Raw genomic sequence first — 22,620 nt, forward strand, 5'->3', positions numbered from 1 at the left:
GTTTTCGGGAGGCAGACATGAACAGCCACAATTGGGTTGTGACCCCGCTACTGCGCCGTCGCGATCTGGGTTCTGCCGCACTGGCGGTGGGCATCGCCGCGATCTTGGGGCCGCGGTTGGCGGCTGCCGAGGGCCTGCCTGAGAAAATCAGGAATGCACTGCTGGGCGAGTTCTCGGACCTGACCGACGACGCCCGCGAGGAGGCTGCCTATTACGTCGGCCTGGAATCCTACGTCTTCGGCTATCCGCTGGTCGTCATGGACGTCACCCGGGCGGTGCTGACAGCGGCGCCGGCGCCGAATGGCGAGGGCACGGCTGCCCCGATCAACCAGCTTGCCAAGATGCCGCACTATGTCAGCCCGTATTTCACCAATGTCGTGAGGATCAGCCTCAATTCGCTGTGGACGACGGGTTGGCTCGACCTCGAGAAAGAACCGATTGTCCTGTCGGTTCCGGACACGCACGGCCGCTACTACGTGTTCTCGGTCATGAACATGTGGACGGACGTGTTCGCCTCGATCGGCAAACGCACGACCGGCACCGCGCCCGGCAGCTTCCTCATCGCCGGCCCAAACTGGAATGGTACTTCACCCGTCGGCATCAAGGAGACCTTCCGCTCGTCGACCCGCTACGCCTGGGCCCTCGGGCAGACCCAGGCGAACGGGCCTGATGATTTTGCCGCGGTCAACGCGCTGCAGGCAGAATACAAGCTCACGCCGCTCAGCGCGTGGGGCACACCGTATTCACCGCCAGCCAATGTGCCGGTCGACGGCTCGGTTGCCCTCACGCCCACCCCGCCGATCCAGGTGGCGAACATGGACGCCGGAACCTTCTTCAACCGGCTGGCCATGGTGATGAAGGATAATCCTCCCCGCCCTGCCGATGCAAATGCCGTGTGGAAGCTCGCCAAGCTGGGGATCGTTTCCGGTGTGAAGTTCGACATCGAACAGATCGACCCGGCTGTTGCGCGTGGCCTCAAGCGCGCGGTCAAGGAGGTACAGGTCCTCATGAACGAGGGCACCACCAAGATGAAGAATGTGAACGGCTGGATCAGGCCGCCCAATCTGGGCCGTTACGGCACGGACTACGAGACGCGCACTGGCATTGCCATGGCAGGTCTTGGCGCTGATCTGCAGGAAGACACGATCTACCCGCTTGCCTTTGTCGACGGCGACGGCAATCGCCTCGACAGCGCCAACAAATACGTTCTGCGCTTCGACAAGGGGCAGCTTCCCCCGACCAATGCGACCTGGTCCGTCTCGCTTTACCAGGGGCCGAACTATGTCCCCAATCCGCTCAATCGCTACGACATCGCGCCCTGGATGGCGCTGAACTACGGCCCGGACGGTTCGCTCGAAATCTACATCCAGAAGGATTCGCCCGGGAAGGACAAGGAAGCCAACTGGTTGCCGGCTCCACCCACGGGCGAGTTCAACATCATCATCCGAAACTACTGGCCCAAGGAGGAGGCACTCAACGGCGCTTATGTGAATCCGCCGATCAAGAGAGTGCCGTGACCAACATGCACCGGGAATGTGAGGTATCCTCATGACGGTACGCCTGCTGCTGCGTGTAACCGCAATCGGCGAGGGTGTGGTGGGGCTGGCATTCCTGCTCGTCCCGAATATCCCAACGCTGGTCCTTTTCGGGCAGCCACTCGACAGCGCGCTTTCGGAGATCATCGGCCGCTTCGTAGGCGCAGCCCTGATCGCCTTAGCCGTAGCCTGCTGGCGAGCCGCAGAGGACACGCAAAGCAGCGTCACTTCGGGCCTCATCCTTGCAATGCTGATCTACGATGTGGTCGCTGCGGCCCTGCTGGCCTATGCGCGCTTCGGGCCTGGCTTGGCCGGCATCGGTTTGTGGGTGGGGCTTATCGGCCATCTGGTGCTGGCAATCTGGTGTGTCGCAAGCCTCCGCGAAAACCGCCTTGCAACTGGGAAATAACGAAGGAGCCGCAGTCATGCAGAACAATGGGCTTAACGAAAGCACGAATTCCTTACGTCGCGGCGTGATCTTGGCGGGGGCCATCACCGCCGTGGCAGGTCTGGTATCTCAACTGGGCTTGCTCGCCACTGCCCGCGCGGACGAAGCGGAAGCCAAGCCAATGCTCATGTTCGTGCAGCTCTCGGAGGGCTTCAAGCACGATGAGCAAGCAAAGACCATCCGGCTCGTGAACGTCGACTCCAACACCCTCTACTTTGCCGATCGGCCGGAGCGGATTGCCGGCCATATCAAGTTGGACCTCTACATGGAGGAATGGACGTCGAAGGCGGGTGCGGACAATTTCAAGAACGATCCGCCAAATGCTACGCTGTCGGTCTACGAGCCGGGCCAGCCCAACAATACCGCAGCCGTCATCGAAATCAGCGATCCGAAGATCGACGGCCGCGACCTCGTGTATGGCTACAAACTCATCGAGGGAAAACTGCCGGCCGCAGGCGAGCAAACCGCACTGTTCATAGACTGGATCGGCGTGGGCGGCGGCGTTGGCTTCGGCTACCACGGCGTGGGTGTCGGGTTCCGGGGACCGGGGTGGCGTTGAGCCGGTGCGGACCCGAATTGCGAAGAGGAGGCAGGGATGAACAATTCCCCGGCAAATGGCAATATACGTTGCGCATCAAGTCATGGGACACCAGCACCGAACCTGATGCAAAAGGCTTCGCCTTTGCCCCCGCCGGGGTGCGTGCAAATCCGGGATGCGTCCGGAAACATCGTGGGCTACCGATGCCCCTAGAGCGATTTTTCAGATCGAACGGTTGGCAATTGCCGGTCGCTTTAATCGTGTTCGCGGCGCTGCTCGTGGCATGCGCAAGCCGCCCGAGGGGTGTACTGCAGCCGGTGGCAGCCGCGCCGTCGACCAGCCAAGTGGACATGCTGGTTGCGACCATGCGCGACCGATCTGAAAACCCGGGCGAAATGTTCAGCGGTGAGCGTGCGCCGGCGGCGGCCTTTGCGGAGATCACGGTATCGATTCCGCCCGCCAATCGCCGCAAGGTCGGCGAAGTCGCCTGGCCGCGCAGGCTCCCGCCCAATCCGGAAACGGATTTTGCTGCGATCAAGGCCGAGCAGCTCGACAAAACGGCGGCCGAGAAGTGGCTGAGCAGTTCCGTGCGCAAGAGCCAGAACCGCAGCGTGCTCGTCTTCATCCACGGCTTCAACAACCACTTCGAGGATGCCGTCTTCCGTTTTGCCCAGATCATGCACGATTCGAGGGCGCACACCGTCCCTCTGCTGGCGACATGGCCGTCGCGCGGGCATCTGCTCGACTATGGCTATGATCGTGAAAGCACCAATTACACGCGCAATGCGGTCGAGAATATGTTCCAGTATCTGGCACGCGATCCCGAGGTCAAGGAGGTCTCGATCCTGGCCCACTCGATGGGAAACTGGCTGGCGCTGGAATCCTTGCGCCAGATGGCCATCCGCAACGGCGGGCTGCCGGCCAAGTTCAAGAATGTCATGCTGGCCGCCCCTGATGTCGATGTCGACGTCTTTCGTTCCCAGATTGCCGACATGGGCAAACAGCGCCCGCGCTTCACGCTCTTCGTCTCGCGCGACGACCGGGCGTTGGCGGTGTCGCGGCGCGTCTGGGGCAATGTTCCCCGCCTGGGTGCGATCGATCCGGAGCAGTCCCCCTACAAGGAGGAACTCGCGGCAAACGACATCACTGTCATTGACCTCACCAAGCTCAAGGAAGGCGACAGGCTGCACCACACCAAGTTCGCGGAGTCACCGGAGATCGTCCAACTGATCGGCGCGCCCCTCTCGACCGGGCAGACTCTGACTGACAGCCGCACAGGTCTTGGCGACACGATCGTGACCATGACCGCCGGCGCGGCACATACGGTCGGGACCGCCGCCGGTCTCGTCGTTGCTGCTCCCGTCGCCGTCATCGACCAGAACACCAGGGAAAACTATGGCCGCCATGCCGGGGCGCTGGTCGGACCTTCCGGACAAGCAAAGCAAAGTAGTACCAATCCTGACTGCAGTAACATGAGTCAGTCGAGGGGCGGATATTGCAGCCGGTAGATGCGATATTCGAATACGCGTCAAAAAGTGTTTTGCCAAATTACGGCCTTCAATCATGATCTTATTGGCAGGCGAATCGAGATAGGTCGTAAGCAGCGAACATTATCGGGGGATATAATGAAATCTTGCATCATTCGAACTCTAGTCTCCATCGGAAGCTGCCTCATCGCCAGCGGCGTCATGGCCGCGGACATTCGATCTCCGATGACGCCGGCGGTTCAGGAGACGACGACGGAAAGCGGCTGGACGTTTTCATTCGCGCCCTATTTTTGGGCGGCGGGATTGTCGGGGGACGTTGCACAGTTTGGGCTGCCGGAAGCCCATGTCGACGCCAGTTTCAGCGATATCTTCGATCACCTCGATTTCGGGGCGATGGCGATCGGCGAGGCGCGCTATGGTCCCTACAGCATCTTCGGCGATGTGATCTACACCAAGATTTCCGGTCAGTCCGGCACACCGAGGGGCATTCTTGCAGAGGATGTCGAACTGAAGACGGAGACCTTCGCCGGCCTGCTCGGCGCCGGTTACGCGGTCTTTGAAGACAGCTCCGCGCGGCTCGATATCGTCGGTGGCCTACGCGTGTGGTCCGTCGAAAGTGAACTGTCCTTCAGCGGCGGCATTCTCGATGGGGTATCTAGGACCGATGACGCAACCTGGGTCGACGGCTTGGCCGGCTTCAAGGGCACCTATGCGATCACGCCGGAAATCTACCTAACCGGCTGGGGGCTCGTTGGCGCCGGCGGCGCAGACCTCGACTGGGACGTCGCCGCGGCGATCGGGTACCGCTTTAGCGAGACTATCTCGGCCGTCGCCGGCTACCGCGCTCTGGGTGTGGACTACAGCAAGGATGGATTTGTGTTTGACGTCGTGCAGCAAGGGCCGATGCTGGGGCTTGTCGTGCGGTTTTAGGGAACAAGGCGGCGAATTCCGAGCATAGCCCTTGATCAGCTCGAGGCCGTCCTCCGGGCGACCACGCCGTCAGGGGCGGTGCTTAGGTGGACACGGCACGGAGGGGCGGTAAATTCCGGACCGGCTCGGACGAGTACTTCTCCGGAAGGCTCCCGTACACGACGGGTTGGTGGATCGTTTCTGGATCGATGTCATCTCGTCATCGATCGTGCCTTCGCCGCTTTCGTGAACGCCATGGGCAAGGCTGTTCGAAAGATGGCCGTTGGTTTGGGTGAACAGGTGGGCCAGAAAACGCACGTCCGCTGTTGGTGCGTATGGCAGCCGTCACAGACCACGTGGCTGAACTTCCGCTCCCCCCACCTGCTATCACCGTCGAGAGCAGCGGAGCTAAAGGTCGTCTTTGGCGCCAATTTCATACCATGGCATCGGGCGGCCATGTGTCCGGTTTTCCTGGGCATCAGGTCGCCAAGGATGCCAAAGCGGGGTCAGGCACGACTGGAAAATCAAGGAATTAAGGGGATTTAGCGAAAATTGGCTGGGGAACCTGGATTCGAACCAGGACTAACGGAGTCAGAGTCCGCTGGTCTACCGTTAACCTATTCCCCAAGGTGCGCTGTCGGGCGCTGCCCGTCGCGTCGGTGTGGCGGGCTTATAAACAAAACGGCGGCCAATGCAAATACCTTTTGGCAAAAAAATGCGATCTCGATGAGGCGGCAGGATTTTTGCACCGATTTGGGGGGCGAAGGTGCGCGGTGATGCCGCGCATTTGTGGCCGAGCGGCAGCGATGAGCGAGCCGAGGCAGAGGGCCTGAGCGTAACGGTGTCCGCAGAGTTGGCCGCATCCGGGCTTAGCCCTTGGCGACGCAGTCAAAAACAGTTTGGCGAATGGGGTTTGCGCTGGTACAGTCGCGCCAACGAAAAATCGAGAGAGCGCCTTGAGCGGCCCAAGGGCTTGCGCGGCGCCATGGTTGAGACAAGTGAAAGACCCCGATCACGGCGAAAAGCCGTCCGAATCCGGGGCGTCGGCAGCAGGCCGCAGTGATGGATCGAAGCTCGGTCCGCGCAACGGCAAGGGCAAGCGGAAACGACGCAAGTCGTCTGCTTCGCCGTCTGCAATTGCCAGCCAGTCCGGCACTGCCGGCATGGCAGGGCGTCCCGCAGGACAGAACGATGCGGAACCGGCGCGCAAGCGCAAACGGCGTCGTCGTTCGAAATCCGCAAAACAACAGGCCACAGGCGCGTCCGCGCAACAGGGGGGCAGCGCGCAACTCGTCGAGCCGTCGCTCGGTGAGCGCAAGGGCCACAAGCGCGGCAAGAAGGCGCGGCATCGTCGTGGCCTCCAGGGTCGTCCGCTGACGAGCGGCGAGCGCCAGCCGGTACAGCAAAGGACTGCCGATGGCGGCAATGCGCGGTCCGCGGCCTCCGCTTCCAATGGGCAGGCGACGTCACAGCCGCGGCCGGGCCAGCGCGCCGATCAGCCGCGCACGCCCTATGTTGCCGCCAGCGAACCGCCGGCACCGCTTTATGCTGCGCTCGACCTCGGCACCAACAATTGCCGCCTGCTGATCGCGCAGCCGACGCGCCCGGGCCAATTCCGGGTGGTCGATGCCTTTTCGCGCATCGTTCGCCTGGGTGAGGGGCTCGGTGCCAGCGGCCGGTTGTCGGACGAGGCGATGGAGCGCGCGGTCGAGGCGTTGAAGATCTGCGCCTCGAAGCTCGGCGCCCGCACGATTCGCCGCAGCCGATTGATCGCGACGGAAGCGGCGCGTGCCGCCGAAAACGGCGAGAGCTTCCTCGAGCGGGTGGCGCGCGAAACCGGGCTGGAACTGGAGATCATCAACCGCGAAACCGAGGCGCGGCTTGCCGTCTCCGGCTGCTCGTCGCTCGTCGACCGCGAGACGCGTTCGGTGGTGCTCTTCGATATCGGCGGTGGTTCGTCGGAGATTGCCGTCATCCGGATCGGTGATTCGCGCTCGAACCGGCTCGCCAACCACATCACCCATTGGACCTCGCTGCCGGTTGGCGTCGTCACGCTCTCGGAGCGCCATGGTGGCCAGCATGTGACGCCGGTAAGCTTCGAGGCGATGGTGAAAGAGGTTGAGGGCATGCTTGCCCGCTTCGAAAGCCCACCGGTCGAGGCGCTGGCAAACGGCGCTTGCGGCAGTGGCTTCCACCTGATCGGCACGTCGGGCACGGTCACCACGCTTGCCGGCGTGCATCTCGACCTGCCGCGCTACGATCGCCGCCGCGTCGATGGCCTGTGGCTCACCGACGACGAGGTTTCGGCCATGCAGGCGCGCCTGCTCTCCTGGGACTTCAATGCGCGCGCCGCCAATCCCTGCATCGGTCCGGATCGCGCCGACCTAGTGCTTGCAGGCTGCGCAATTCTCGAGGCTATCCGCCGCCGCTGGCCGTCGACGCGCATGCGTGTTGCCGACCGCGGCCTGCGCGAGGGGCTGCTGACCGATATGATGGCGGATGACGGAGCCTGGCGCCGCGCGCGGCCGCGCCGTCACCAGCGCGGCGCCAATGCCGGCAGCCAGGAAGGAAACAAGGCATGACGAAACCCCCAGTTGGCGGCAACCGCAGCGGCCGCAAGCTTGGCCAGAAGGTCAAGAAGGGCAAGCTCAAGGCATCATCCCGCCGCTGGCTGGAGCGCCACATCAACGATCCCTACGTGCAGCGCGCCCAGCTCGAGGGCTATCGCGCCCGCGCGGCCTTCAAGCTCCTGGAGATCGACGAGAAGCACAAGATCCTGAACGGCGCCCGCCGCATCATCGACCTTGGTGCTGCCCCCGGAAGCTGGTCGCAGATTGCCGCCAAGGTCACCAATTCGACCGATGCCGATCCGCGCGTCGCCGCGATCGATTTCCTCGAAGTGGATCCGATCCCGGGTGTGCGAATCCTGCAGATGGATTTCCTCGACCCGGAAGCGCCAGGCAAACTCAAGGAAGCGATCGGCGGCACCCCGGACCTGGTCATCTCCGACATGGCGGCGCCGACGACAGGCCATCGCCAGACCGACCACCTGCGTACCATGCATCTCTGCGAGGTCGCCGCCTATTTCGCGGTCGACGTGCTCGCCGAGGGTGGGCATTTTCTGGCGAAGACCTTCCAGGGCGGAACGGAGCGCGACCTGCTCAACATGCTCAAGCAGAATTTCCGCCAGGTCATCCATGTGAAACCGGCGTCGTCGCGCGCCGAATCGGTCGAAATGTTCCTGCTCGCCAAGGGCTTCAAGGGACGCCAGAAGACCGGCAGCGAGACGGAAACCGAAGACGAGGCGGCTGAATAGCATGCTGCTCTACGTGACCGTCGGCACAAACGATCTCGAGCGCGCCGGCTCCTTCTATGATGCGGTGCTGCCGGCGCTCGGCTACCGCCGCCAGCGGCAGGATGAGACCGAGATCGGTTATGGCTCCGAGGGCGACCGCATCCGTTTCTGGGTGGTGACGCCCTTCAATCGCGAGCCGGCCACCTATGGCAATGGTGTGAGCATCGCGCTTGACGCCGAGTCGCGCTCGGCCGTCGATGCCTTCCACGCGGCAGCCCTTGCCAATGGCGGCACCGACGAGGGCGCGCCGGGGCCGCGTCCGTTCCATGCGAATTTTTACGGCACCTGGGTTCGCGATCTCGACGGCAACAAGATCGCCGCCGTCTGCGAGCGTCCGGAATAGCTGTCACAAGAGGCGCCTTGCTTCGCACGAAGTCGCCACTTGAAGTTCCGATATTTCCTTACTTGCCCGCGGCCGACTCGACTTCGCGCACCGGCAGCCGGTGCCCGGAAACCGAGGCGCCGGCGTTCTTCGCCATGGTGAGGAACGGGATCGCCGCGATCAGGTTGGCGCCGGCGATGATCATGAAGGCGGTGTGGAAATCGTCGAGCTGCAGCGGAGCTCCGCTGAGCTTGGTCTCGATTTCGAGGATCGCGCCGGCAACGGCGACGCCGAGCGCCAGGCTGATCTGCTGCAGCACCGCGCTCATCGAAGTCGCCTTGCTGGCATCCGCGTCGTCGATGTCCGCGAAGGAGAGCGCATTGACGCTGGTAAAGAAGAACGAACGGGCAAAGCCTGCAATCAGCAAGATGGTGATCATCAGCAGGTAGGGCGTGGCCGGCGTGAAGAAGCCGTTGGCGAAGGTGGTGATCGCGGCGAGGATTGCGGCGAGGATCAGTGTCGTGCGGAAGCCGGCGAAGGCGAGCACGCGCCGCGCGTAGAACTTGGTGGTGATCGCGCCGACCGCGCCGATGAAGGTGATGAGGCCGGACTGGAACGGATTGAGTCCGAAGCCGACCTGCAGCATCAGGGGCATCAGGAAGGGCACCGCGCCGACCGAGATGCGAAAGATCGTGCCGCCGATCGAGGCGGCGCGAAACGCGCTGTCTTTGAAGAGATTGAGATCGAGAACCGGCGCCGGATGGCGCCGCGCATGACGGATATAGAGCAGCGCTGAAAGCGTGCCGACCGCCACCGAAGCGATGCCGACGGCAGGCGGTAGAGCCGGCAGGCTGATCACGGAGAGACCGAAGACGATGCCGGACGCGGCAATTCCGCCGAGCACGAAACCGAGCACATCGACCGGTGGCGGATCCCGCGGCTCCATGGTCGGCAGGTAGATGCCGGAGAGGATATAGCCGGCGATGCCGACAGGCACGTTGATCAGGAAGATCCAGTGCCAGGAGAAATAGGTGGTGATGAAGCCGCCGAGCGGCGGCCCGGCGAGCGGTCCGACAAGCGCCGGGATCGTGAGAAGCGCCATGGCCGAGACGAGTTCGCTGCGGGGCGTGCCGCGCACCAGCACCAAGCGGGCGACCGGCGTCATCATCGCGCCGCCCATGCCCTGCAGAAAGCGCGAGAAGACGAAGGCGACGAGGCTGTTGGAGATGGCGCAGAGAACAGAGCCGGCGATGAAGACGAGGATCGCCGCGCGAAAAATCTTCTTGGCGCCGAAGCGGTCGGCCATCCAGCCGCTTAAGGGAATGAAGATCGCCAGCGCCACCATATAGGCCGTCAGCGCCAGCTTGAGGGTGATCGGCCCGACGCCGATGTCGCGGGCGATGGCCGGCAGCGACGTGGAGATTACGGTGGAATCCATCTGCTCCATGAAGAGAGCGACGGCGAGGATCATCGGGACGATACGGTTCATGGAATGGTGCTTCGGAGACAGTCAGCGATGGCGAGAAGCTAATGCCGGTGATGGCTTTTGTCGGGAAAAACCGGTGATTGCGGATCAAAAGCCTGTGATCCCGGCTGGCTTTTGCTGTCAAGACGCTACTTCTGGCCCGGTCGTCCATGGGGCAAGGGCATGATGCTGACGGCCGATACCGCCAACCATTACGTGCTGTCGCTGCAGCGCCCGGATTGGGAAGCGCGTTTCGACATGGGCAAGGCGAAGGCGGCAGAGACGCGCCGCAGGGCTTTCGACAGGATCGCCGGCGAGCGGCCCTTCATCGGCTACCGCATGCCTTTCCCGGCCGTCGGCTTCGTCGAGAAACAGGGCGAGGGCTGTCGCTTCGTGCCCGTCAGCTATCGGCTCGATATCTGAGCGACTCCCGGGCCGCGTCTCGCGAAATTGCTGCCCTGCAACAAATATCGGCCGCAGGCGGGACATTTCCCGGCTTTGGCTATTTTCATCCTGACATATCCGTGTTACGAGCCCTCGCCAACTTCCAAGACACGCTTTGAAGTCACCCGGTGGACAAATCGCAGCCCGTCCCCGGGGGTTTTCGTTTATTGAAGGGAATTGGCCATGGCGCGCATCATCGAAACGGCAACTGGTCTGGAGGCTTTGACCTTCGACGACGTTCTGCTCCTGCCCGGACATTCCGAAGTCATGCCGGGTCAGACCAACATCGCGACCACCATTGCGCAGGACATCGACCTCAACCTGCCGATCCTGTCGTCGGCGATGGACACGGTGACCGAGGGCCGCCTCGCGATCGCCATGGCACAGGCCGGCGGCATCGGCGTCATCCACCGCAACCTGACGCCGGCCGAACAGGCCGAAGAGGTCCGTCAGGTCAAGAAGTTCGAAAGCGGCATGGTCGTCAATCCGGTGACGATCGGCCCCGAAGCCACGCTCGCCGACGCGTTGGGCCTGATGAAGCAGCACGGCATTTCCGGCATCCCGGTCGTCGAGAACGGTGGCGCCGGCGGCCAGAAACAGGGCCGCCTCGTCGGCATCCTCACCAACCGCGACGTTCGCTTCGCGTCGGATCCGAACCAGAAGATCCATGAGCTGATGACCCATGAGAATCTGGTCACGGTCAAGGAAAGCGTCGACCAGCAGGAGGCGAAGCGGCTTCTTCACAAGCACCGCATCGAGAAGCTGCTGGTCGTCGACGCCGCCGGCCGCTGCGTCGGTCTGATCACTGTCAAGGACATCGAGAAGGCGCAGCTCAATCCGAACGCCTCGAAGGACGCGCAAGGTCGCCTTCGCGCCGCCGCCGCCATTTCGGTCGGCGATGACGGCTACGAACGCGCCGAGCGGCTGATCGATGCCGGCGTCGACCTGATCGTCGTCGACACCGCCCACGGCCATTCGCAGCGCGTTCTCGATGCCGTTGGTCGCGTCAAGAAGCTCTCGAACTCGGTTCGCATCATGGCCGGCAACGTCGCCACCGCCGCCGGCACCAAGGCGTTGATCGATGCCGGTGCGGATGCGGTCAAGGTCGGTATCGGCCCGGGCTCGATCTGCACCACCCGCATCGTTGCCGGTGTCGGTGTTCCGCAGCTCGCCGCGATCATGAGCGCCGTCGAAGCCGCACAGGCGGCCGGCATTCCCGTCATCGCCGACGGCGGCATCAAGTTCTCCGGCGACCTCGCCAAGGCGATCGCCGCCGGCGCTTCGGCCGTCATGATCGGCTCGCTGCTTGCCGGCACCGATGAAAGCCCGGGCGAAGTGTTCCTCTATCAGGGCCGTTCGTTCAAGGCCTATCGCGGCATGGGGTCCGTCGGCGCCATGGCCCGCGGCTCGGCGGACCGCTACTTCCAGGCGGAAGTGCGCGATACGCTGAAGCTGGTTCCGGAAGGCATCGAAGGCCAGGTTCCCTACAAGGGCCCGGTTGCAGGCGTGCTGCACCAGCTCGCCGGCGGCCTCAAGGCGTCCATGGGCTATGTCGGCGGCCCGACCATCAAGGAATACCAGGAGCGCGCCCAGTTCGTGCGTATCTCCGGCGCCGGCCTTCGCGAAAGCCACGCCCATGACGTGACGATCACCCGCGAGAGCCCGAACTATCCGGGCGCGCACTGATCGCGACTACATCCGAAGGGCGCCGCGAGATCTCGCGGCGCCCTTCGCCTTTTCAGATCAAGTTTTTTCAGAAAGCCTATTTCAGGGAGCGGTGCATGACGGGTTTCGAGATCTTCTGGCCGATCGTGGTCCATGTTCTTCTCGTCTTCTGCCTCTACGCTCTCCTCTCCTTCCGTCGGATGAGGCTTGTCCGCGCCGGCAAGGTGCACGCGGCCCAGTTTCGCGAGAACCGCGATGAGCCGGGCGAAAGCCTGGTGGTGAAGAACAGCATCGCCAACCAGTTCGAACTGCCGGTTCTCTTCTACTTCTGCTGCGTGCTGCTCTACATCACCGAGGCCGACAACATCGTCTCGCTGGGGCTTGCCTGGCTTTTCGTCGTGCTGCGCTATGCGCACGCCTTCGTGCATGTCACCAGCAACCGCATCCGTTATCGCCGCCCGCTGTTCATGGCGGGCGTCGCGACGCTCTTCGCCCTGTGGGTGTGGCTTGCCGTCTGGATGGCGATGAGCTGATCCCGACTTACGTTTCGACTGGCGCAGATCTGAGACAGTTTGCCAAAGTGATCTTCGCGCACTGATACGCATCAAGTACCCGGTGCTGCTCTTGCGGGTAGTCTGCCGACGTTGGACGACAACGTATCGGAGGACGAGATGACCGCAACGATGAAAGCCGCCGTGGTGCGCGAATTCGGCAAGCCGCTGGCAATCGAGGAGGTGCCGATACCGGAGCCGGGCCCCGGCCAGGTGCTGATCAAATACGAGGCGACCGGCGTCTGCCATACGGACCTGCACGCGGCCAACGGCGACTGGCCGGTCAAGCCGAAGCCGCCCTTCATCCCCGGACACGAAGGCGTCGGCTATGTCGCCAAGCTCGGCAGCGGCGTCGCGCGCCTGAAGGAAGGCGACCGCGTCGGCGTGCCGTGGCTGCACACGGCCTGCGGCGGCTGCACGCCCTGCCGCACCGGCTGGGAGACGCTCTGCGGCAGCCAGCAGAACACAGGCTACTCCGTCAACGGCACCTTTGCCCAATATGGCCTTGCCGATCCGGATTTCGTCGGGCGCCTGCCGGCAAAGCTTGAATTCGGACCGGCCGCGCCGATCCTCTGCGCCGGCGTCACCGTCTACAAGGGCCTGAAGGAGACCGAAGTGCGTCCTGGCGAATGGGCGTTGATCTCCGGCATCGGTGGGCTCGGCCACATGGCGGTGCAATACGCCAAGGCGATGGGCATGCATGTCGCCGCCGTCGATATCTTTCCGGAGAAGCTGGCGCTGGCGAGAAAGCTTGGTGCCGATCTCGTCGTCGACGCGCGCGACAAGGATGCAGTCGATCAGGTCCAAAAGGCGACCGGCGGCGTGCATGGAGCGCTGGTGACGGCGGTGGCGCCCAAGGCGATGGAGCAGGCGTTTAATATGCTGCGCTCCAAGGGAACCATGGCGCTGGTCGGCCTGCCGCCGGGCCAGATGTGCCTGCCGATCTTCGATACGGTGCTGAAGCGCATCACCATCCGCGGTTCCATCGTCGGCACACGCCAGGACCTCGAGGAGTCGCTGGAGTTCGCCGGCGAAGGCAAGGTCGCCTCGCATTTCAGCTGGGACAAGATCGAGAACATCAACGCGATCTTTGCGCGCATGGAAGAAGGCAAGATAGACGGCCGGATCGTGCTCGACCTCAACGGCTGAGGCCGTTCACGATTGGTAACGCAAGTTTGTCTGTTCCACTCCGTCCGCGCACCTATTCTGTCGCGGGCGGTTCTGTCTGCCGCCACGGGAGAACGAAACCGAAGGAGGCCGACATGCAGGAACTGAGAATTACGCAAGCGATGATCGACGCCTATGACGAATACACGCATCTGACCCTCGATCGCCGTCGCTTCATGGAAAAGCTGACCGGGCTGGCCGGCTCTGCCGCCGCGGCAGCGGCGATCGCGCCGCTGCTTGCTGCCAACGGCGCCAAGGCGGAGATCATTGCTGCGACCGACACACGGGTCGCCGGCGAGGACATTACCTATCCCGGTGCGGCCGGCGACATGAAAGGCTATCTCGTTCGCCCGGCGCAAATGAGAGGCAAGCTGCCGGCGGTGATCGTCATTCATGAAAACCGCGGGCTCAATCCGCATATCCGCGACATTGCGCGGCGCGTGGCGCTCGAAGGCTTCCTGGCGCTCGCCCCCGACTTCCTGTCGCCGTCGGGCGGGACGCCGACGGACGAGGACAAGGCGCGCGAGATGATCGGCGCGCTGGATGCGGCAGCAACGACGGCGAATGCAGTGGCGACCGTGGCTTTCCTGCAAGGGCATCAGCAATCGACAGGGAACGTCGGTGCCATCGGCTTCTGCTGGGGAGGAGGCCTCGTCAATCGGCTCGCCGTCGGCTCGCCCGATCTCAAGGCCGGCGTTGCCTACTACGGCGCCCAGCCCAAGGCGGAGGAAGTACCGAAGATCAAAGCCGCCCTGCTGCTGCACTATGCCAGGCTCGACGAGCGTATCAATGCCGGCATCGACGCCTATCGCAAGGCACTCAACGACAATGGCAAGGACGCGACGATCTACGTCTATGACGGCGTCAACCATGCATTCAATAACGACACCTCGGCGGCGCGCTATGACAAGGCTGCGGCCGATCTCGCCTGGGGCCGGACGGTCGAGTTCCTGAAGGCCAAGCTCGCCTGAGTATTGGTTTCGCTCAGGCGGCCGCCGCCCGGATGATATCGTCGGCGCAGCCGCTGATGGCCGCCGCGAGCGCCTCCATGTCGCGCTCGCGCGGGCTGCTGCGGCGCCAGACGAGGCCGATCTCGCGGGCCGGTTCGGGGGCCGCGAACGGCACGATGCGGATCGAGTTGCGCGCGGCCTCGGTCGCAATGGCAATTTCGGGGATCAGCGTCATGCCCATGCCGTTGGCGACCATCTGCAGGAGCGTCGTCATCGACGTGGCACCGAAGCTGACAAGGCGCCGCTTGCCGGCCGTGCTGCAGACGGCCAGTGCCTGGTCGCGCAGGCAGTGGCCTTCCTCCAGCAGCAGCAACTGTTCGACGTCGACCTGGTCTTCGGTCAGCGGCGACATCAGGATGTTGCGCTCATCGTCGGCCATCGCCATGTAGAACCGGTCGGAGAAGAGCGGCTTCGTCGCAAGTCCTTCCGCGTCGATCGGCAGCGCCGCAACGACCGCGTCGAGCAGACCTTCGCCGAGATCGCCAACCAGCCGCGATGTCACCGATTCCTTCAATTCGATCTCGATTGCCGGATAGACGCTGCGCAGATGCGGCACCAGTCGCGGCACGAGGTAGGGGGCAAGCGTCGGGATGACGCCGATGCGGATCCGTCCTTCGAGCGTCCCGGCGCTGGCGCGCGCGCTCTGCTCGAGCAGATCCACCTCGGCGAGGATGGCGCGGGCGCGGGCCAGCACTTCCTCGCCCTTGCGGGTGAGGAAAACACCGCTGCGGCTGCGCTCCACCAGTTTCACGCCGAGGTGGGTTTCCATTTCCATGATCTGGGCGGAGAGCGCCGGCTGGCTGACGTGAACGAGTTCGGCGGCCTTGCCGAAGTGGCGAACGGAGGCAAGCGCCTCGAAGTAGCGCATCTGTCGGAGTGTAAGCATGATAGGAATCCCCTATCAAATTTGAGTTCAAATGCAATCGGAGATTATCGTCGGCGATAAAAAGCGGGTGCGCCAAGGTGGCCGGGCCGCGCTCCGGACCCGCGAAGCGGATATGATGGGCGCGGCCACGGAACAGGCCGCAGGGTGCGCTGCCGTGGACAGCCGCAGAGAAAAAGGCCACTCGCTCCTCCGATCGCGTGGCCTTTCTTTTTGTTTCTCGCCGTTCTTACCAGCCGGGCAGCATGTGGCTCTGCCGCAGGCGGGGATAGCGTGGGAAGCCCTTGATATCGGCATCGATATCGTCATTGGTGCTGATCGGCGTGATATTGTCGAGGCAGGCGGTGATGTGGTTGCTGATCGCATTCGAAAGCGAGGGCGACAGACCCGGACGCTTCATGATGCCGATCTGCACCGGCGCCAGCGCCGGGAAGCCGTCGGCGAGCGTCAGTACCTTCATGCCCGGACGGAGTGCTGATTCCGGCAGGACCGATACGGCCATGCCGGCCAGCACCGCGGCAGCGACCACCGTCGAAGACCAGCTCGTGAACAGGATCTGATATTCCCGCCCGGTCGCATCGAGCGCCGCGCAGGCGGCCTGCCGCCACAGGCAGTCACGTCGCCCGACGGCGAGCGGGATCGGTGCGTTCTCCGGCAGAGGATGGTTGATCGAGCTAACCCAGCAGAGCGGCTCGGTGCGGACGACATCGGAAGCGCGGGCGCGCGGATTGTGCGTGACCAGCGCAATGTCGAGGTCGCCCTTGGCCATCTTCTCGGCGAGATCCACGGAGGGTTCGCAGACGATATAGAGCTCGACATTCGGATGCGTCTTGGCGAAGCGCATGACGATCTCGGGCATATAGCGGTCGGCGTAATCGTCGGGCGTGCCGATGCGCAGCGTGCCTTCGAGGCGATTGTCGTCGAAGGAAGCGATCGCTTCGTTGTTGAGGCGGATCATCCGGCGAGCGAAATTGAGCAGCCGGTCGCCCTCGACGGTCAGCCGGTTGCCGCGCCCGTCCTTCATGAAAAGCGGCTTGCCGATGCGCTCTTCCAGGCGGCGCATCTGCATCGACACGGCGGATTGGGTCTTGAAGACCCGGTCGGCCGCCTTGGTGAAGCTACCCGTGTCGGCGATCGCGACAAAGGTCTGGAGCTGGTCGATATCGAGCGGTGCGGACATGGCCGTGAAGCATCCATAAGATTGTTTGATGAATATCATTAAAAACATTCGTTGGACTGATCAATAAGGATTTGCGATCTATTAGTGGCAATTTCATCGATCCCCGGCCGGCAATTTCGCCGGCGATTCCCAAGCTCTTTGGCCCGCCCCTGCGTTTGACCTCCCCGCAGGGGATGGGCCTCTTCGTGCCTGAAAAAAGGAGTACCGTCATGCGCACGACTCACGTCCTCGATCTCGACCTCGTTGCAGGAAAGCAGTCCCATGCCTCCCGCGCCGTCGGCGTCGCAGGGATGCTGACGTCCGTATGGCGCCAACTGCGAAACCGACATGCGATCGGCCGTCTGAACGACCTGGATGACCGCCAGCTCCTCGATATGGGGCTGAAGCGAGAAGATGTGCGCGAGGCGATCACCTCGCCCTTTTTCGACAATCCGGCGAGCTATCTGACCCGCGCCTCGCGAAACCGGGCGAGCCTCTTCTACAAGGGGATCCGCCACGACTGACCGTTGACGAGTTGAAGCGGGGTGAAGGCGGGAAGCCGCGCATCCTCGGTCCGCTTCACGGCGCATCCCGCCGCTTAGGGTGTGCCAGTCGAGCATGATCCGCGAAAGCCTGCCGCCGCCGCGGATCATGCTGCGAATTTCAAGTTCGGTGCTGCCGATCGCCAGAGGTCGCGCGCCCAAACTTTCCCCGCAGGGTAGAGCCAATAGACCCTGCCGCTTGGCCCGGTACATGACCAAGACATGTACCGGGCCTTTTTCTTTTGCTCAGGGGCGCGCGTGCTCAGGCGCAGAAGCTTGCGCCGGCCGACGGGACATGGACAGGGAAGGGGCGTTTCAGCTCTTTGTGCCGGGCCCGGTCTTGTAGACGTCGAACAGAGCCTCGACGTTCTTCTGGTATTCCTTCTGCATTTCCAGCCCGGTGTCGAACATGCTGTTCATTACCTGGGAGAACTGGGCAAGCGCCGGATTGTCCGGTGCCGGCTTCTGCGCGCCGGTGGCGCCCGCCTGCATCATATCCTGAAACGCCTTGACGAAAGGGTTGTCGGCAAAGACGTCCGGCGTCTTCGGCTTCTCTTCCTTCTTGGCCATGCCGAAGAAGCCCTGCATCGCCTGCGTGAAGGGGTTGTCGAAGGGGTTCGGTTGCGGCTCCGGCTTCTTGGCAAAGCCGGCCGCTTCCATCCACTGGCGCATCGCCGCTGCCATCGGGTTGTTGGCGAAGGCGTCGCTTGCGGCGGCGAATTGCCCGGTCGTCTGCTTGAACAGCCCGCCCATCAGCGTATCGGCCATGACCGGCAGCATCTGCTTGTAGATCTCCTGGCTGATGCCGGTGACCTGGGCGGCCTGCGCGGCGATCGCGCGCGACATTTCCTTCGAACCGAACAACTGTCCGAGAACACCATTGCCGTCGACCATGCCCTGCGGCGTGAAAGCCTGGCTCATGTCTTCGAAGTATTTGGCATAGTTGCCGCTGCCGAGCGCCGTCAGCAGCGCGCCGAAATCATAAGGATTGGCCGTGTTGCGCTTGAAGGCGGCCGAAAAGGCCGGCAGCAACGCCGCCGTCGCCTTCGTCATCTGCTCCTGGGCGAGGCCGAATTGTTGAGCCATCAGTTCGATGGCCTTGCCGTTCTGCGCCTGTGCGAACATGTCAAAAAGCGGTGCCATGCCAGTTCCCCTTCGGCATCTCGACGCGCGGCGCTGCAAGCGACGCATATCCTTGCACTATAACGGGAAATCGGGGGCTGGAAACCGCTTTTTGAGAGCGCCCGGCGGGCGCCTCAATATTGGTACTCGGCGAAAACCGGTTCGACCGAGCCGTTCCAGCGACCGTTGTAGAGTGCCAACAGGTCTTCGGCGAGTGTCGCCTTCTTCGCGAGAACCTCGTCAAGCGGCGCCAGGAACTGGCTTTCGTCGATGCCTTCGCCGTTCAGCCGGTTGCGACGCTTGAGGCCGCCGCGCGAAATGGCGATGACCTCGCGGGCGATGTCGTAGAGATTGCCCGTACGGAACCTGGTCGCAAGCGCCTGCACGGGCACCGCGTCACGCATCGCGCTTACCTCCTCGAAGGTCCAGTCGCGCGTCAGGGTCTCGGCGGCAGCGAGCGCTTCGCGGTCGTAGAGCAGGCCGACCCAGAAGGCCGGCAGCGCGCAGATCCGCCGCCACGGACCGCCATCGGCGCCGCGCATTTCGAGGAAGCGCTTGAGCCGAACGTCGGGGAACAGTGTCGACAGATGGTTCGTCCAGTCACCCATGTTCGGCTGCCACTCGGCAATCTCGCCCTTGAGCGCACCGCCCATGAACTGGCGGAAGGTGACGTGGGTACAGTCATGGTAGTGGCCGTCGCGCACGACGAAGTACATCGGCACGTCGAGCGCCCATTCGACATAGTCGGCAAAGCCGAAATCCGGGCCGAAGGCGGATGGCAGCAGGCCGGCACGTTGATTGTCGGTGTCGCGCCAGATGTCGCCGCGCCAGGACAAGAGCCCGTTCGGCTTGCCGTCGGTAAACGGTGAGCTTGCGAAGAGCGCGGTCGCCAGCGGCTGCAGCTTCAGAGACACCTGCATCTTGCGGCGCATGTCCTCTTCCGAGGAGAAGTCGAGGTTCACCTGGATCGTGCAGGTGCGATACATCATGTCGAGGCCCTTGGTGCCGACCTTGGGCATATAGCGGCTCATGATGCCATAGCGCGATTTCGGCATGCGCGGCGTCTCGGCGAAGGTCCACTTCGGGCTGCCGCCGATGCCGAGGAAACGGATGCCGAGCGGCTCGGCGATTTCGCGCAGTGCGGCGAGGTGCTGGTTCGATTCCTTGCAGGTCTGGTGCAGGTTTTCGAGCGGCGCACCGGAAAGCTCGAACTGGCCGCCCGGCTCGAGCGAAATCGCGCCGTTGCCCGATTGTTCGGCGAGGCCGATGATGTTGCCTTCGTCGACGATCGGCTCCCAGCCGCTCTTGGCGGCCATGCCGTTCAGGAGCGCCTGGATGCTGGCCTCGCCGAAATAGGGGACGGGGCTGTTGTCCGCCTTAAAGAAGGCGAACTTTTCGTGCTCCGTGCCGATCCGGAACCGCTCCACCGGTTTCGAACCTGCTGCCAGGTAGGCGGTCAGGTCAGCGATAGAGGTTACCGGCGTCTGGTCGGTGGTATCTCGGGCCATGAGCGTCTTCTTTTGTTTGGACGGCTCTCGCTGGATCGCGGGAGTTGGTGGAGGCTGCTTGAACCGTAATCAGGTGCGGTGCAAGTCAATTTCTTTCAAGATCTCATCAAAAAAAGTAGGACGATTGCTTGCGCTGGAGCAAGCTCCCTGGATCGAGCTATCGTCGATCCAACCCTACCTTGTCTTGAGAGATCCCACTTCTTTTAGGGGAACGAGCGGTATCTGGTCTGCTCCGGAACGACCGGCTATCGCCAGTCGCCGACCGTCGCCTGGATGACCGCCATGGCCGCGACTGCGGCGGTATCGGCCCTGAGGATTCGCGGTCCAAGCGGAATGCTGCTGACAAAGTCGAGGCTGCGTAGCAGCGTCCGCTCACCTTCCGAGAAACCGCCTTCGGGACCGATCAGCAGAGCGAGTTTCTTTTCCTCGACGGCCGAGAGGATCGGCAACGGGTTCTGGCTGTCGCTGCCTTCGTCACAGAAAATGATGCGCCGGTCGCCGGGCCAGGCGGAAAGCACGTCCTCCAGCCGGCGCGGCTCCTCGACATCGGGAATGCCGAGCACACCACATTGTTCGGCCGCCTCGATGACATTGGCGCGGACCCGATCGATATTGCCGAGCTTGCCTTGCACATGCTGCGTCATGACGGGCTGCAGCACGCCTGCGCCCATTTCGACGGCCTTCTGCACGAGATAGTCGAGCCTGCCGACCTTGAGGGGTGCGAAAAGATAGACGAGATCGCAGGGTTCCGGCTGCGGCCGGGTCTGTTCGATGGCGGTCAGCACCAGCTTCTTCCTGCTGGCGAAGGAGAGTTCCGCACGCCACTCGCCGTCACGTCCGTTGAAGACGAGGATCGAGGAACCCTCTTCATAGCGCAGCACATTCACCAGATAGTTGAACTGCTCCTTGGTCGCCTCATGGGCGGAGCCCGTGTCAAGGGGATGTTCGACGAACAGTCGCTGCATGCGAAAATTGGCGCGCATAGGGAGTGCCTTCACATGAAAATGCCGGAGAGAATGAAGTAGAGGACGGCCGATAGCGCTGCCGAGGCGGGAACGGTGATGATCCAGGCGCCGACGATCGTCAGGAAGTGCGAGCGGCGTACGAGGCGCCGGCGTCGGACTTCGGCGAAGTTGGTTTCCGCCGTTTCCATGAAGTCGGTCTGTCCTGTCCGCTCCCGGACAAACTGCATGCGGCGTTTGGAATTGCGGATGTACCATTCGCGGAAGAAACCGACGCCGAAGACGGCGCCGACGGCCGTGTGCGTAGAGCTGATCGGCAGTCCGAGCGCCGATGCCAGCAGCACCGTGACGGCGGTGGCGAGCGCGACGCAAAAGGCGCGCATCGGATTGAGCTTGGTGATCTCCTCACCGACGACGCGAATGAGCTTCGGTCCATAGAGCAGCAGACCGATCGAGATGCCGAGCGCGCCGATCGCCAGTTCCCACAGGGGAGCCGGCGATTTCTCCGTCGCAATGACCCCGTCCAAGGCCGAAACGATCGCGGACAAGGGGCCGATCGCGTTGGAGACGTCGTTGGCGCCGTGGGCGAAGGAGAGCAGCGCCGCGGCCAGAATGAGCGGCGCACGGAACAGCTTGCGAAGCGACTGGTTGCGGTTGTCCAGCCCCTCGGACTGTCTGTAGATCCAAGGCTTGGTCAGAAAATAGATGATGGTGCCGATGACGGCGCCCAGGCCGAGTCCCGTTGGCAAGGAGATTGAGGCCACCTGGACCAGGGCGATCTCCGCGAGATATGCGGTAAAGGAGCCCGCGGTGACACCAAGAATGACCGGCATCCACCGCCTTGCGGCGGCGATCTTGTCCTCGCGATAGATGATGAATTCCTTGAGGAAGGCGAGGAAAGTGGCGGCAATCGTGCCTCCCAGCAGCGGCGAGACCGACCAGCTGAGCGTGATGCCGGCGAGCGACCACCATTGGACGCTGGAAAAACCGGCAGCCGCGATGCCCGCTCCGACGATGCCGCCGATGATCGAGTGCGTGGTCGAAACCGGCGCGCCGGAATAGGTGGCGATGTTGATCCAGGCCGCCGAAGAGGCCAGCGCCGCCATCATGATCCAGACGATCGCCTGCGGACCGAGCACGCCTTCTCCATAGACGATGCCGGCTTCGATCGTTAGCGCCACCTCCCGCCCGGCAAGCATTGCGCCGGCAATTTCAAAGACGGCGGCGATGGCAAGTGCGGTCGTCATCGACATCGCCTTGGCGCCGACGGCAGCGCCGACGTTGTTGGTCACGTCGTTCGCACCGATGTTCATGGCCATGTAGCCGGCGATGGCAGCCGCGGCGATGATGATCGGCGCGGTCGCGGAACTTGTCACGAAGCTCGCGGCAAAGGCCATGCTGAGCAGCAGAAAGAGGCCGGCGAGTGCCGGCGCCGCCAGGCTGCGGCGGACATGCTGCGATGCCTCTTCGGCAAGGCTGAGCTTGTCGAGATCTTTGTCGATCGTCTGTTTTGCGAGGCGTATGCGCGGCTGTGCCACTGCCTGGAAC

20 protein-coding genes, 1 tRNA gene and 1 pseudogene are annotated in these 22,620 nt (G+C 63.2%); 14 read left to right on the top strand and 8 right to left on the bottom strand.

Translation table 11 applies throughout. The features are described from left to right. The first annotated feature begins 17 nt into the window (after positions 1–17). The 5 genes from BHMPCIPO_RS04695 (at position 18) to BHMPCIPO_RS04715 (ending at position 4,938) form a co-directional block, all read left to right on the top strand. The gene (locus BHMPCIPO_RS04695) at positions 18–1,517 is read left to right on the top strand and encodes a DUF1254 domain-containing protein (RefSeq protein WP_173515687.1); all 1,500 of its coding nucleotides are present in this window, start codon (positions 18–20) and stop codon (positions 1,515–1,517) included. Between the two features lie 31 nt (positions 1,518–1,548). Then, positions 1,549–1,944, top strand: coding sequence for a hypothetical protein (locus BHMPCIPO_RS04700; RefSeq protein WP_173515688.1), 396 nt, complete (start codon positions 1,549–1,551; stop codon positions 1,942–1,944). Between the two features lie 16 nt (positions 1,945–1,960). Then, positions 1,961–2,542 (top strand): hypothetical protein, encoded by a 582-nt coding sequence (locus tag BHMPCIPO_RS04705; protein WP_210266407.1) that lies wholly within the window; start codon positions 1,961–1,963, stop codon positions 2,540–2,542. A 182-nt stretch (positions 2,543–2,724) separates the two neighbouring features. After that, entirely contained in the window at positions 2,725–4,029 is a 1,305-nt protein-coding gene (locus tag BHMPCIPO_RS04710) for an alpha/beta hydrolase (RefSeq protein ID WP_173515690.1), read from the top strand. A gap of 117 nt (positions 4,030–4,146) precedes the next feature. Then, entirely contained in the window at positions 4,147–4,938 is a 792-nt protein-coding gene (locus tag BHMPCIPO_RS04715) for a hypothetical protein (RefSeq protein WP_173515691.1), read from the top strand. Between the two features lie 532 nt (positions 4,939–5,470). Here the strand turns inward: BHMPCIPO_RS04715 and BHMPCIPO_RS04720 are convergent. Beyond that, a tRNA-Gln gene (locus BHMPCIPO_RS04720) sits at positions 5,471–5,544 on the bottom strand. Positions 5,545–5,915: 371 nt separating this feature from the next. Between BHMPCIPO_RS04720 and BHMPCIPO_RS04725 the strand changes: the two genes are divergently transcribed. From BHMPCIPO_RS04725 to BHMPCIPO_RS04735, 3 genes are read left to right on the top strand one after another with little or no spacing between them, the layout of a single operon-like run. Continuing rightward, entirely contained in the window at positions 5,916–7,499 is a 1,584-nt protein-coding gene (locus BHMPCIPO_RS04725; RefSeq protein ID WP_173515692.1) for a Ppx/GppA phosphatase family protein, read from the top strand. Next, positions 7,496–8,233 carry an RlmE family RNA methyltransferase gene (locus tag BHMPCIPO_RS04730; RefSeq protein WP_173515693.1) on the top strand — a complete coding sequence of 246 codons (738 nt, stop codon included), beginning with the start codon at positions 7,496–7,498 and terminating at the stop codon, positions 8,231–8,233. Before BHMPCIPO_RS04725 ends, BHMPCIPO_RS04730 begins: the two co-directional genes overlap by 4 nt. A gap of 1 nt (position 8,234) precedes the next feature. Next, a complete protein-coding gene (locus tag BHMPCIPO_RS04735; RefSeq protein ID WP_173515694.1) occupies positions 8,235–8,615 on the top strand; it encodes a VOC family protein in 381 nt (126 codons plus the stop codon). A 58-nt stretch (positions 8,616–8,673) separates the two neighbouring features. On the opposite strand, the gene BHMPCIPO_RS04740 is transcribed toward BHMPCIPO_RS04735, so the two are convergent. Then, entirely contained in the window at positions 8,674–10,083 is a 1,410-nt protein-coding gene (locus BHMPCIPO_RS04740) for a DHA2 family efflux MFS transporter permease subunit (protein WP_173515695.1), read from the bottom strand. Positions 10,084–10,233: 150 nt separating this feature from the next. Here BHMPCIPO_RS04740 and BHMPCIPO_RS04745 point away from each other — a divergent pair. The 5 genes and pseudogenes from BHMPCIPO_RS04745 to BHMPCIPO_RS04765 form a co-directional block, all read left to right on the top strand. After that, positions 10,234–10,482: pseudogene (locus BHMPCIPO_RS04745) on the top strand (MBL fold metallo-hydrolase); the annotation flags it as partial. Between the two features lie 204 nt (positions 10,483–10,686). Continuing rightward, positions 10,687–12,189, top strand: coding sequence for an IMP dehydrogenase (gene guaB, locus BHMPCIPO_RS04750; protein ID WP_173515696.1), 1,503 nt, complete (start codon positions 10,687–10,689; stop codon positions 12,187–12,189). 95 nt (positions 12,190–12,284) lie between these two features. Further along, positions 12,285–12,701 (top strand): MAPEG family protein, encoded by a 417-nt coding sequence (locus tag BHMPCIPO_RS04755; RefSeq protein ID WP_173515697.1) that lies wholly within the window; start codon positions 12,285–12,287, stop codon positions 12,699–12,701. Positions 12,702–12,839: 138 nt separating this feature from the next. Continuing rightward, positions 12,840–13,868, top strand: coding sequence for an alcohol dehydrogenase AdhP (gene adhP, locus BHMPCIPO_RS04760; RefSeq protein WP_173515698.1), 1,029 nt, complete (start codon positions 12,840–12,842; stop codon positions 13,866–13,868). Positions 13,869–13,981: 113 nt separating this feature from the next. Further along, positions 13,982–14,857: a dienelactone hydrolase family protein gene (locus tag BHMPCIPO_RS04765; RefSeq protein WP_173515699.1), complete on the top strand. Its 876-nt coding sequence runs from the start codon at positions 13,982–13,984 to the stop codon at positions 14,855–14,857. 13 nt (positions 14,858–14,870) lie between these two features. On the opposite strand, the gene BHMPCIPO_RS04770 is transcribed toward BHMPCIPO_RS04765, so the two are convergent. Beyond that, the gene (locus BHMPCIPO_RS04770) at positions 14,871–15,782 is read right to left on the bottom strand and encodes a hydrogen peroxide-inducible genes activator (RefSeq protein WP_173515700.1); all 912 of its coding nucleotides are present in this window, start codon (positions 15,780–15,782) and stop codon (positions 14,871–14,873) included. 226 nt (positions 15,783–16,008) lie between these two features. After that, positions 16,009–16,959 (bottom strand): LysR substrate-binding domain-containing protein, encoded by a 951-nt coding sequence (locus tag BHMPCIPO_RS04775; protein WP_173515701.1) that lies wholly within the window; start codon positions 16,957–16,959, stop codon positions 16,009–16,011. A gap of 209 nt (positions 16,960–17,168) precedes the next feature. Between BHMPCIPO_RS04775 and BHMPCIPO_RS04780 the strand changes: the two genes are divergently transcribed. Next, the gene (locus BHMPCIPO_RS04780) at positions 17,169–17,462 is read left to right on the top strand and encodes a DUF1127 domain-containing protein (protein ID WP_173515702.1); all 294 of its coding nucleotides are present in this window, start codon (positions 17,169–17,171) and stop codon (positions 17,460–17,462) included. A 333-nt stretch (positions 17,463–17,795) separates the two neighbouring features. Here BHMPCIPO_RS04780 and BHMPCIPO_RS04785 read toward each other — a convergent pair whose 3' ends face one another. The 4 genes from BHMPCIPO_RS04785 to BHMPCIPO_RS04800 form a co-directional block, all read right to left on the bottom strand. Next, a complete protein-coding gene (locus BHMPCIPO_RS04785; protein ID WP_173515703.1) occupies positions 17,796–18,623 on the bottom strand; it encodes a DUF937 domain-containing protein in 828 nt (275 codons plus the stop codon). A 113-nt stretch (positions 18,624–18,736) separates the two neighbouring features. Next, positions 18,737–20,110, bottom strand: coding sequence for a glutamate--cysteine ligase (locus BHMPCIPO_RS04790; protein WP_173515704.1), 1,374 nt, complete (start codon positions 20,108–20,110; stop codon positions 18,737–18,739). A 245-nt stretch (positions 20,111–20,355) separates the two neighbouring features. After that, positions 20,356–21,093 (bottom strand): 16S rRNA (uracil(1498)-N(3))-methyltransferase, encoded by a 738-nt coding sequence (locus tag BHMPCIPO_RS04795; protein ID WP_173515705.1) that lies wholly within the window; start codon positions 21,091–21,093, stop codon positions 20,356–20,358. A gap of 11 nt (positions 21,094–21,104) precedes the next feature. Next, positions 21,105–22,610 (bottom strand): inorganic phosphate transporter, encoded by a 1,506-nt coding sequence (locus tag BHMPCIPO_RS04800; RefSeq protein ID WP_173515706.1) that lies wholly within the window; start codon positions 22,608–22,610, stop codon positions 21,105–21,107. Positions 22,611–22,620: the final 10 nt, after the last annotated feature.

The organism is Ensifer sesbaniae (genome assembly GCF_013283665.1).
Classification (GTDB): Bacteria; Pseudomonadota; Alphaproteobacteria; order Rhizobiales; family Rhizobiaceae; genus Ensifer; species Ensifer sesbaniae.